This window comes from Paracoccus sp. PAMC 22219 (assembly GCF_000787695.1).
Lineage (GTDB): Bacteria > Pseudomonadota > Alphaproteobacteria > Rhodobacterales > Rhodobacteraceae > Paracoccus.
Genome location: NZ_BBPH01000062.1, coordinates 19,383 through 31,070, shown reverse-complemented (window position 1 = coordinate 31,070; position 11,688 = coordinate 19,383). Strand labels below are relative to the sequence as shown.

Here is an 11,688-nt window from a genome sequence, read left to right as displayed (position 1 = left end):
GGCGGCGGTTCGGCGAGGGGCGGCGCGGGCGTGGCGGGCTGGCTGTTCCGCGCGGCGCCGCCCACGGGCGATCTGGTCATCGACGGGCTGGCGGTGACGGACCCCCGGCAGGGTACCGGGCGCGCGCTGATCGAGGCGGGGGCGCTGGTCGCCGCACGCGACGGTCGCCCGGGCCTGCGGGCCGAGGTGCGCGCCCGCAACCGCGGCGCGCTGGCATTCTATGACAGGGTGGGGTTTCCGAGCGCGGCCAAGGCCGCTATGGCCTGCCCTGGTGGGGGCAGGTCCATCTGTTGCACCTGAGCGTCTAGCCGAAGACGCCCGACACGCGGCCCAGCAGCATGAAGGCCCGCGACGACCGGCTGTCGGCCAGCACGGCGATCTGCAGGTCGTCCAGTTCCGGCACCAGACGCGCGGTCAGCCCGTCGAAATGGCGCAGGAAGTGATGCGCGGTGTCGCGAAAGATCTCGTCGTCGCGCAGCATGGCGGCGGCGATCTCCAGCGCGGGCTGGTGGTGGATGCCACCCAGGGCCGCGACGGCGCTGCCGCGTTCGCCCGCGGCATAGCGGCGCCAGACATCGGGGCGGGCCATTTCCGGCGGCAGGTCGTCCATGTAGACGTCCTGTCCCGCCATCAGCGTCACGACATCCTGTGCGGCGCGCAGCACCTTGGACTGGTTCGGGTCCTTGAGCGCGTGACGCAGGGCGTCGATCGCCTCGACATCGTCGGGACCGTCGGGAAAGTTCAGCGCGCGGATCAGGGTGGCCGCATCGACCGGGGCGCCCTGCGTCTCGAACCGCAGGGCGGTCTGACGCTGATCGGCGGTCTGGCGGGCCTTGGGCAGCGGGGCCGCGGGACGCGGTGCGGCGGTGGTCTGCGGCTCGGCGGGCGGTGCCATCCGCGGCGCGGGCGGCGGCAGGTCGTCCAGCGGGGCGGCGTCGCCGCGCAGATGCGCCAGGCGGGCGCGCAGATCCTCGGCCTCGGCGCGCAGGATGGCCAGCTGCCGGGCCAGCGACACGCCCAGCCAGATCAGGGCCAGCGGCAGGACCGTCCCCATGATCGAGACAAGGCGCGCCACGCCGGACGGGCCGCCATCGGTGCCCGCAGGCCCCAACAGCCAGAACAGGGCGACCAGGAACAGCCAGATGCCGGTCAGCGTATAGCCGACCGTGGTCAGGCGGTCGCGGTTGGCCAGGCTGGCGATGCGTGCAATCAGGGACATTGGGTCATCCGTACCGGATCTCGACGATTTCATAGCTGCGCTGGCCGCCGGGGGTCGTCACCTCGACGCTGTCGCCCTCGTCCTTGCCGATCAGGGCGCGGGCCAGCGGAGAGCGGATGTTCAGCAACCCGCGTTCGATATCGGCCTCGGCCTCGCCCACGATCTGATAGTTGCGCTCTTCCTCGGTGTCCTCGTCGATCAGCTTGACGCGGGCGCCGAACTTGATGCTGCCCGACAGCTTCGCGGGGTCGATGACCTCTGCGCGCGACAACAGGCTTTCCAGCTCCTTGATGCGCCCTTCGACAAAGCCCTGCTTTTCGCGGGCGGCGTGGTATTCGGCGTTCTCGGACAGGTCGCCATGTTCCCGCGCCTCGGCGATGGCGCGGATGATGGCGGGGCGTTCCTTGGATTTCAGCTGCCCCAGCTCGCGTTCCAGCGCTGCCACGCCGGTGGGGGTCATCGGTATCTTTTCCATCGCTGCCCTGGTCCTTGTTGGGATGCGTTCGTCCTTGCGGGTGCCAAACCAACGCCCCTGCCATTGTGGAATGGCAGGGGCGCGGAAGCTGATCCGGGACATGGTCACCAAAACGACGCCCAATGCAAGCCTGCATGGGCCGCATCGCAGAATCGCGCGCGGCCAACCGCCGCGTCACGATTGCCCCCGTCCGTCAGGGTCGCTATCTGTTTGACAGCCAGATTGCCACGGAGGGGGCCCCAGCACATGACAGACCAGACCGAGATCGTTCGCGAATCGATGGAATACGACGTCGTGATCGTGGGCGCGGGGCCGGCGGGCCTGGCGGCCGCGATCCGGCTGAAGCAGATCGACGCCGAACTGTCCGTCGTGGTCCTGGAGAAGGGCTCCGAGGTCGGCGCCCACATCCTGTCGGGCGCGGTGCTGGACCCGTGCGGGCTCGACCGGCTGATCCCCGACTGGCGCGACAAGGGCGCCCCCGTCACCACCGAGGTGACCGACGACAATTTCTATGTCCTGGGCGAGGCCGGGCAGGTGCGCGTGCCGAACTGGCCCATGCCGCCGCTGATGTCGAACCACGGCAACTACATCGTCAGCATGGGCAATGTCTGCCGCTGGCTGGCCGAACAGGCCGAGGGTCTGGGCGTCGAGATCTTCCCCGGCATGGCCGCCAGCCAGGTCGTGTGGGACGGCGACCGGGTCAAGGGCGTCGTGGCGGGCGAGTTCGGCCGCGAACCCGATGGCAGCATCGGCGACGGCTATGAGCCGGGGATGGAGCTGCACGGCAAGTACGTCTTCATCGCCGAGGGCGTGCGCGGCAGCCTGGCCAAGCAGATCGATGCGCGGCTGAGCTTGTCGGCCCATGGCGATCCGCAGAAATATGGCCTGGGCATGAAGGAGATCTGGGAGGTTTCCCCGGAGAAATTCCACAAAGGTCGCGTCGTGCACACGATGGGCTGGCCCTTGGGCAAGAATGCCGGCGGCGGCAGCTTCATCTATCACCTTGAGAACAATCAGGTTCTGGTCGGCTTCGTCGTGCACCTGAACTATGCGAACCCGTACCTGTACCCCTACATGGAGTTCCAGCGCTTCAAGCACCACCCGATGGTCGCCGATCTGCTGGAAGGGGCCAAGCGCATCAGCTATGGCGCCCGCGCCATCACCGAAGGCGGCTGGCAGTCGCTGCCGCAGTTGTCCTTCGACGGCGGCGTGCTGCTGGGCTGTTCGGCGGGCATGGTCAATGTGCCGCGCATCAAGGGCAACCACAACGCGATGATCTCGGGGATCGAGGCGGCCGATGCCGCCGCCGCCGCGATCAAGGCGGGGCGCGAGGGTGACCGGCTGACCGATTACGACGGCGCGGTGCGAAACGGTGCCATCGGCGCCGACCTGAAGCGTGTGCGCAACGTCAAGCCGATCTGGTCGCGCATGGGCCTGTCGGCCAGCCTGATGCTTGGCGCGGTGGACATGTGGACCGCGAACCTGACCGGCTGGAACCCGCTTGGCACCTGGTCGCACGGCAAGTCCGACGCCGCCGCCACCGGCAAGGCGCGCGACCACAAGCCGATCGACTATCCGCGCCCGGACGGCAAGCTGTCCTTTGACCGGCTGACCAACGTGGCGTTTTCCTTTACCAACCACGAGGAAAGCCAGCCCTGCCACCTGAAGCTGCGCGACCCGTCGGTGCCGATCGCGGTGAACCTGCCCGAATATGCCGAACCCGCGCAGCGCTATTGCCCGGCCGGTGTCTATGAGGTGGTCGAGGATGCGTCGGGGCCGCGCTTCGTGATCAACTTCCAGAACTGCGTCCATTGCAAGACCTGCGACATCAAGGATCCCAGCCAGAACATCGTCTGGACCACCCCGCAGGGCGGCGACGGGCCCAACTATCCGAACATGTGATGATCCTGCCGGGCTCGGCACCCCCGAGCCCGGTCGTCACTGTCGTGCATCGGGATGAAAACACGACCGACTGCTGGTCGTGGCTGTCGCCCACCATTCGACCCGCAGGGTCCAGGCAGCATCCGAGCACGCGCGGAGATGGCCATCGAGATGCTTTCATCGGCGACCCGTAACAGGTGGTCTGGCTGTTCGCGCTGTCCGGCGCACGGTCAGTCTGCGCGTGCCCATACCGGATGTCTTGCTTCTGAGCCTCAAGGACCAAGCCGAGTGTCAGAACTCCGGCACGCGGATGCCGTCTCAGGCGCTTGTCAATCTCACAGCCACGGTGCCTGCACGATCCAGCCTGTCGTTACCTGCTGCTCGCGAACGGTACGGTACTTTTCCCGAACGCATTTGCTCCGATCGTGCGCCAAACATGCCTGTACATATAGCCAAGTGCGTTACGGGCGCAGTCGCGCTACATACAAGGGGTAGTTGTTTGAGGTAACCAGTATGCACCGTGCCCAGAATGAGCCGACGTTTCGCTTGTCCATGTCCGGAGAGGATTGGGAACTGATCGATTCCGCATTGACGGCCTATGCCCATAACGCGACCTACCGCGATCTGCGGGACAAGTTGGACATGCAGGTTGCCTTGGTCCGGGCCATGGACGGCGCGACGCGAAATGCCAACGCCGGCGGCAAGCGGCAAGACCCCGCAACCAGAGGCCGGACCGTCACCCGTCCGCGATAATCGAACCGACCGACGACACCCGGTGCTTTGCCCGGTCGGACCGTGAAGGGTCAGCAGCCGGCCGACCGGCAGAAACGCCATGCGCATTCACAGGCGACAAGGTGCCGCGGCCGCTGGAACTCAGCGAAGTTTCGGCGATCTCCGGGCAAATATCGGCAGATAACAGCCTGTTGCGCGCAAAGTCGTGCGAAACAGGCAAAACGGCTTGATGGACCGATGGGTTCAGTATCCAAGTCTGCGGATCACAGCATCGCGCAGGGAGTGGCAAGTTATGCCCCGGATAACGCTGACCAGAGTTCCAGAAGACGACCCCGTGGTCCTTCAGTTCGAAGCGGACACCGAATTCAACATCGACAACGGCCCCGAGGGCGCGACCATCCTCGCCCTGTATCGGCAGGGGTCCCAGCAGATCGTTCATGTCCGCGAGGCGCGTGAACAGATCATCCATGCCCGCCTGGCGGCATTGTCCCTTGGGCCGCGCCCCTGATGTCCAATGCCGGGTGATGGCACGGAAAAGCCCGCTTGGGGGCGATGAGCAATGGCACGGGGACCGCGTGTCGCCCAATCCCGTTTCCCCTTGATGTCATCACTTGGATGCCGCGGCTGCAGATGAGCCGTACCGGAACAATGTTCTGCTGATGGGGGTGGTGATCGCGCACGCGCTGTCGCCGAATCGTCGTCTCAGTCCGTTTCGGCCTCCCGATTGGGCTTGGCGGAAGGGACTCATCGCGATCGTCGACAAGCCTCCGCGGAGGCACGGAGGCACCGCCAGGACGTCACTGCTTGGAGGCGGAGGCGTTTTCATCCGCTGCACAGGTGAGCCGGCCGGAATGGGCAAACAGGCGTGACCAATACCGCCTGTCCCGAACCCCCTGCCTGAAGTCATCTCCCGCAGCGGTTGGAACGGCCGATCACGGCGACCGCGACTCATCGGCAAAATTGTGCTTACAAATGCAATCTGGAGTTGAATGGTTAACGGTGCGTTGCTAGGTCGACCCCTCGTGAGACTGGTCGGGCACGCTCGACCATCGATTGACATCAAGTCGTCTGAAAAGGTTGCTCGCATGCCCATCCAGTCCTCGCGGTCAGCCGTCATCCACATGCCCGCGCGCCGGGCGGTCCGTCCGTGATGATGGCTGTGTGGCAATCCCCGTACGGACATCGTCCGCGGTCCGGATCGCCCTCCCGTATCTAGTGCAAGTTCGCGTCTGAGCCGGTGCCGTGATTTCCGGTGCCCATTCATCATACCCAAAACTTGGGCTGGAATTAGGATACATCATGCCGACGACGTTCAACTGGATCTCGCTTGGAATTCCGCGAAATGCGATTGGAGGGATCGTCACCGTCGACCCCTCCGAACTGGTTGCAGGGGCTGAAAACGCCTCTGCCCTCCTGACCGCCCAAAACCGGGTTTTCGGATCGCAGACCTCTCCTCTGTACGGAAACATCACCTCCGCGACGATGATCAACCGGGCGGGCGACGCGGCGGCGTTGGACACCGACACACCACTTGGTACGACGGTCGATCGGTTCTCGACCAACATTGGTGCAGGAACGCAGACGTTCAACTTTGACGCCGTGGTCAGCTACGCCGGCACCGTCACCTATGCGGATGGTACGACGGCGTCCAACGTGACGCTGCTGGTGGTGCAGGCGGAAACGGGCGAGCTGTTCCTTGCACCCCCCCCCCTCCATAGGATCGAACCCTGCCTTGACGTCGAAGCCGATCGTCTCCATCCGGCTGGACTCGGTCGCGAACGACGACATCAACCTGCTGATCGACCGTCAAGTCGGGATCTTCGACGACGGGTTCATCGACGGCACCGCAGGGAACGATTCCATCGTCGGCGGCTATGTGGAACCGGCCGCCGGCGGGTCCGATCGGATCGACGGTGGCGACGGTCTGACGTCGGCCGGAACGGGCTTCAACGATGACCGGATCCGCGCGGGCGCGGGCAACGACACCATCGACGGCGGGCTTGGAAACGACCTCATCGACGCGGGCGATGGCAACGACCTGGTCAATCTGACCGGCGTCTTCGGCAACGACACGATCACCGGCGGCGCGGGCAGCGACACCCTGTCCGGGGCCACGCTGACGGGTGCGTCGACCGTGACCTTCAACGGCGGTTCGGGCACATTCGCCAGCGGCGGCAGCACCGCGACCTTCAACACCATCGAGGCCGTGACCACCGGCGCAGGCGCCGATACGGTCACCATCAGCGGCACCGCGGCGGGCACGTTCGCCACCGGTGCGGGTGCGGACACGATCAATGCGGGCGGTTCCGGCCCGGACATCATCAACGCGGGCGAAGGCAACGACCTGGTCAACCTGACCGGCACCTTCGGAAACGACACGATCACCGGCGGCGCAGGCAGCGACACCCTGTCGGGCGCCACGCTGACGGGGGCGTCCACCGTGACGTTCAACGGCGGCGCGGGCACGTTCGCCAACGGTGCCAGCACAGCGACCTTCAACACCATCGAAACGGTGACCACAGGCGCGGGTGCCGACAGGGTCAACGCCTCTGCCAACACCACGGCGGCCAATTTCAATCTGGGCGCCGGCAATGACAGCTTTACCGGGGGTCTGGGCGCCGAGACGATCGATGCCGGCGCGGGTGACGATACCATCACATCGGGCGGCGGGGCAGACATCATCACCGCAGGCGACGGGCAGGACCTGGTGGATGCCGGCGATGGCGACGATTATGTCGACGCGGGCGCGGGAACGACACCGTCGAGGGCGGCGCGGGCAACGACACCATCCTGGGCGGCACGGGCGATGATCTGCTGAGCGGTGGTGCCGGCGACGACAGCCTGCTGGGCGGCGCGGGCAACGATGTCCTGCTGGGGGGCGACGGCGATGATTATCTGGACGGTGGCGATGGTGCCGACACGTTGACCGGTGGTGCCGGCAACGATGTCTTTGTCGTGTCGAACGGCGACCTGATCACCGATTTCACCACCGACGATCCGGCCAACAACGACAGCGTCGACCTGACGGCGTTCTACAACGATGCCAATCTGGCCATCATCAACGCTCAGCGCGCGGCGGATGGCCTGACGCCCTACAATTCGGCCCTTGGCTGGCTGAAGGCCGATCAGGCCGATGACGGCGTCCTGAACAGCATTCGCGTCGATGCCGGCTTTGCCGAGAACTTCACCCTGCGCATCCAGAACGGTGGAACGGCGATCACGGCGGAAGAACTGACCGAAGGTTCGACATCCGTCGTCTGCTTCGGATCGGACGCGCTGATCGAGACGGTGGACGGACCCGTTGCGGCCGGTGCGCTGCAGGTGGGCGACATGGTGCTGACGCGCGACAACGGGCCTCAGCCGATCCGCTGGACCGGACAGCGCGTCGTCGACGCCGCCACCCTGAGGGAGCGCCCCGCGCTTGCCCCGGTCCGCATCCGCGCCGGCGCATTAGGCGATGCGCTGCCGACCCGTGACCTGATCGTGTCGCCCCAGCACCGCATCCTGGTCCGCTCCAGGATCGCGGAACGCATGTTCGGCACGCCCGAGGTGCTGGTTGCCGCCAAGCAACTGATGGTTTCGGACGGGATCGACGTGGCCGATGACCTGACAGAGGTGACCTATGTCCATTTCCTGTTCGACGACCACCAGATCGTCGTCTCCAACGGAGCGGAGACCGAGTCCCTGTATACCGGCGCAGAGGCACTGAAATCGATCCCTGCGGACGCGCGGGTCGAGATCATGGCGCTGTTCCCGGAACTGGCCGAAGGCACGGCGACCCCGGCGGCGCGGCCGCTGCTGTCCGGGCGCATGGGCCGCAAGCTGGCGCAACGCCATGCGCAGAACCGGAAGGCGCTTGTGGCCTGACGACACTGCTGGCGTGCCGGTATCCGGCACGCCTGTTCGGTTGCGGCCGCGGTAGGGCCGGACGACTTTAAGCCAACGCCACGCAGTCACCACGGGAACCGTGCCCACCGCGTGGCGTTGGCACTTGCGGTCAGTCTTGCCTGACCGAACCAGATCCGAAAGCGAGGACGCCATCATGATCACCCTGACCGTGAACGGGACGGAGCACCGTTTCGATGGCGATCCCGAAATGCCGCTGCTGTGGTATCTGCGCGACGAGTTGGGACTGACTGGCACCAAGTTCGGTTGCGGCATTGCGCAATGCGGCGCCTGCACGATCCATCTGGACGGGTATCCGACATTTGCCTGCATCACCCCGATCTCGATCGCCGAGGGGTCCGAGGTGCGGACCATCGAAGGCTTGGCCGAAAACGGCGACCATCCCGTGCAGGTGGCGTGGCGCGATCTGAACGTGTCGCAATGCGGTTACTGTCAGGCGGGACAGATCATGCAGGCGGCGGCGCTGGTGGATTCCACCCCCGACCTGACCGATGAGGATATCGACACGGTGATGAGCGCGAACCTGTGCCGCTGCGGCACCTATCCGCGCATCCGCGCCGCCATCAAGCAGGCCGCCCAGGTGGGGACCGAATGATGGCGAACACCCCCGCGGCCAACGCCCGCATCGCCAATGTCAGCCGCCGGTCCCTGCTGCTGGGGATGGGTGTCGGCAGCCTGGTCCTCGCCGTCGGCCTGCCGACCTTGGGCCGCGCGCAGGACGCGACGGTCCAGTTCGGGGCCGATGCCATGCCGAACGCCTGGCGCGACGACCCGAACGTCTTCGTGTCCATCGCCGAGGACGGCATCGTCACCGTGACCGTCCACCGCGCCGAGATGGGGCAGGGCGTGCGGACCTCCATCGCGATGGTCGTGGCCGACGAGCTGGAGGCCGAATGGGACATGGTCCGCGTGACACAGGCCCCCGGTGACGAGGCGCGTTACGGCAACCAGGATACCGACGGCTCGCGCAGCTTGCGCCATTTCTTTGATCCGATGCGCCGGGCCGGGGCCTCGGCCCGGACCATGCTGGAACAGGCCGCCGCCGACGCGTGGGACGTGCCCCTGTCCGAGGTGCGCGCCGAGAGCCATGTCGTGCGCCATGCCGGATCGGACCGCACGATGGGCTATGGCGAGTTGGCCGCCGCCGCCGCCGCCCTGCCGGTCCCCGACCGCGAGGGTCTGCGCCTGAAGGACCCTGCCACGTTCCGTTATGTCGGCAAGGCCGATATCGGGCTGGTGGACAATGACGACATCACCCGCGGCACCACGACCTATGGGATCGACGTGCGCCGCGAGGGGATGCTCTATGCCGTCATCGCCCGCCCGCCGGTCTTTGGCGGCCGCGTCGCCAGCGTGGACGACAGCGCCGCCCTGCAGGTGGCCGGAGTCGAGCGGATCGTCCGTCTGGACCCGCCCGCCATTCCCGCCGAATTCCAGCCGCTTGGCGGCGTCGCGGTCATCGCGCGCAACACCTGGGCGGCCATCAAGGGACGCGAGGCGCTGGTCATCGAATGGGAGGACGGCCCCCATGCCGCCTATTCCTCGGACGATTTCAGGGCAGAGCTGGAGGCGGCGGTGCAGACCGGCGACGGCACGCTGATCCTGAACCGCGGCGATGTGGAAACCGCGCTGGCCGAAGCGCCGACCCGCGTGGTCGCAGAATACTACATCCCCCACTTGGCGCAGGCCCCGATGGAGCCGCCCGCCGCGGTGGCCGACGTTCGCGACGGCTCCTGCGAGGTCTGGGCCTGCGTGCAGGCGCCGCAGGTCACCCGCCTGCGACTGGCGCAGCGGATGGAACTGCCTGAGGAGGACGTGACCGTCAACGTCACGCTGCTGGGCGGCGGTTTCGGGCGCAAGTCCAAGCCCGATTTCGTGCTGGAGGCCGCGATCCTCAGTCGCGAGATGGGCGCCCCGGTCAAGCTGACCTGGACGCGCGAGGACGACCTGAACCACAGCTATTACCACACCGTCTCTGTCGAGCGGCTGGAGGCTGGGCTGGACCCGCAAGGCAAGGCCGTGGCCTGGCTGCACCGCACGGCGGCTCCCACGATCGGGTCGATCTTCGCCCCCGATCCCAAGCAGAAACTGCCGTTCGAACTGGGCATGGGCCTGACCAACATGCCGTTGGATATCCCCAACGTCCGGGCCGAGAACCCGCAGGCCCCGGCGCATGTGCGCATCGGCTGGTATCGTTCGGTGTCCAACATCCCGCATGCCTTCGCGATCCAGTCCTTCATCGCCGAACTGGCAGAGGCGGCGGGCCGCGATCCGCTGGAATACCTGCTGGAGGTGATCGGCCCCGCCCGGCTGATCGACCCAAGCGAGATCGGCGACGTCTGGAACTATGGCGAGAGCCCCGAACGCTATCCCATCGACACCGGGCGCTTGCGCAAGGTCACCGAAACCGTCGCCGAGGCCATCGGATGGGGGCGCCAGATGCCCGCGGGCAGCGGCTTGGGCCTTGCCGCGCATTACAGTTTTGTCAGCCATGTCGCCGTGGCGACCGAGGTCGAGGTGGTGGACGGCGCGGTGCGCATTCCGCGCGTCGAGATCGCCATCGACTGCGGCGCCCATGTCAATCCGGACCGCATCCGCTCGCAGATGGAGGGGGCGGTGATCATGGGCGTGGGACAGGCCCTGACGACCGAGATCACCTTCCAGAACGGTCGCGCGCAGCAGGGCAATTTCGACAACTACCTGATCCCCCGCATGGAGACCGCACCGCGACAGATCAACGTGCATCTGGTCTCCTCGGGCGGTTACGACCAGCCCCTGGGGGGGGTGGGCGAACCGGGCCTGCCGCCCGTCGCCCCAGCCATCGTCAACGCGATCTTTGCCGCAACGGGCACCCGCATCCGCCGCCTGCCGGTGGCCGATCAACTTCGCAGCTGAGGACATGTCGATGACCCTGAAACAGATGCTTCTGGCAGGCGGGCTTGCGGTCTTCGCGGGCCCTGCGCTGGCCGATTGCGCCGACCGGATCACCTTCCTCGAGGAGGCTTTGGACGACGCGGCACGGCTGGCCATCTCGGCCTCGTCGGGCGGGCAGGGCGTTGCGGGTGCCCGCGAGGCGCAGGCCGTGACGGAGGAGGGCGCGGATCCCGCGCCCTATCAAGCCAGCGCAACGGAAGCCGACGCCGCTGAGGCGACGGATAGGGCAGGCGATGGCGGCGAGGCCTTGATCGAGGCCCGCGCGCTGCTTGGCGAAGCCCGCACCTTGGCCGACAGCGGCGACGAAGAGGCCTGCACCCTTCAGGTCCGGGAGATTCTGGTTGGGCTGATCGGAAGCTGATCTTCGGTTCGATCACAGTTTTCGACCTGCCGTGCATGGAGCATGCCGTTACGCTCTATCTGCCTCGACCGCGAAACCCACGCCTGTGTCTTGCAATAGTCGATCGGCTGCTGATCGTGGAGACACCAGCCGATCGCGTTGCTGCTGACGCTTGATTGTGACAGCCGGTCCAAGGCAGGT

Annotated in this window: 11 protein-coding genes; 9 read left to right on the top strand and 2 right to left on the bottom strand. The window is 66.5% G+C overall.

What is annotated here, in order from left to right:
• Positions 1-300 (top strand): N-acetyltransferase (locus TY51_RS07500; RefSeq protein WP_156117946.1); only part of this gene is annotated, 300 nt, incomplete at its 5' end.
• A gap of 4 nt (positions 301-304) precedes the next feature.
• On the opposite strand, the gene TY51_RS07495 is transcribed toward TY51_RS07500, so the two are convergent.
• Positions 305-1,219, bottom strand: coding sequence for a hypothetical protein (locus tag TY51_RS07495; protein ID WP_081994796.1), 915 nt, complete (start codon positions 1,217-1,219; stop codon positions 305-307).
• 4 nt (positions 1,220-1,223) lie between these two features.
• A complete protein-coding gene (gene greA / locus TY51_RS07490) occupies positions 1,224-1,694 on the bottom strand; it encodes a transcription elongation factor GreA (RefSeq protein ID WP_042247814.1) in 471 nt (156 codons plus the stop codon).
• Positions 1,695-1,940: 246 nt separating this feature from the next.
• Here greA and TY51_RS07485 point away from each other — a divergent pair, with 246 nt between their 5' ends.
• The 8 genes from TY51_RS07485 to TY51_RS07455 all read left to right on the top strand — a co-directional run bounded on the left by TY51_RS07485 (position 1,941) and on the right by TY51_RS07455 (position 11,508).
• Positions 1,941-3,596 carry an electron transfer flavoprotein-ubiquinone oxidoreductase gene (locus TY51_RS07485; RefSeq protein WP_042247812.1) on the top strand — a complete coding sequence of 552 codons (1,656 nt, stop codon included), beginning with the start codon at positions 1,941-1,943 and terminating at the stop codon, positions 3,594-3,596.
• Positions 3,597-4,088: 492 nt separating this feature from the next.
• A complete protein-coding gene (locus TY51_RS07480) occupies positions 4,089-4,328 on the top strand; it encodes a hypothetical protein (protein WP_156117945.1) in 240 nt (79 codons plus the stop codon).
• 313 nt (positions 4,329-4,641) lie between these two features.
• Positions 4,642-4,815: a hypothetical protein gene (locus TY51_RS22560; protein ID WP_197054692.1), complete on the top strand. Its 174-nt coding sequence runs from the start codon at positions 4,642-4,644 to the stop codon at positions 4,813-4,815.
• 1,224 nt (positions 4,816-6,039) lie between these two features.
• Positions 6,040-7,125, top strand: coding sequence for a calcium-binding protein (locus tag TY51_RS07475; RefSeq protein ID WP_042247807.1), 1,086 nt, complete (start codon positions 6,040-6,042; stop codon positions 7,123-7,125).
• Positions 7,095-8,174, top strand: coding sequence for a Hint domain-containing protein (locus tag TY51_RS23990; RefSeq protein ID WP_307535409.1), 1,080 nt, complete (start codon positions 7,095-7,097; stop codon positions 8,172-8,174). Before TY51_RS07475 ends, TY51_RS23990 begins: the two co-directional genes overlap by 31 nt.
• Before the next feature lie 175 nt (positions 8,175-8,349).
• Positions 8,350-8,808, top strand: coding sequence for a (2Fe-2S)-binding protein (locus TY51_RS07465; RefSeq protein WP_042247804.1), 459 nt, complete (start codon positions 8,350-8,352; stop codon positions 8,806-8,808).
• Complete coding sequence (locus TY51_RS07460; protein ID WP_042247802.1) at positions 8,805-11,108, top strand: molybdopterin cofactor-binding domain-containing protein; 2,304 nt, start codon at positions 8,805-8,807, stop codon at positions 11,106-11,108. The genes TY51_RS07465 and TY51_RS07460 overlap by 4 nt, the downstream gene beginning before the upstream one ends.
• A gap of 4 nt (positions 11,109-11,112) precedes the next feature.
• Positions 11,113-11,508 (top strand): hypothetical protein, encoded by a 396-nt coding sequence (locus tag TY51_RS07455; RefSeq protein WP_156117943.1) that lies wholly within the window; start codon positions 11,113-11,115, stop codon positions 11,506-11,508.
• Positions 11,509-11,688: the final 180 nt, after the last annotated feature.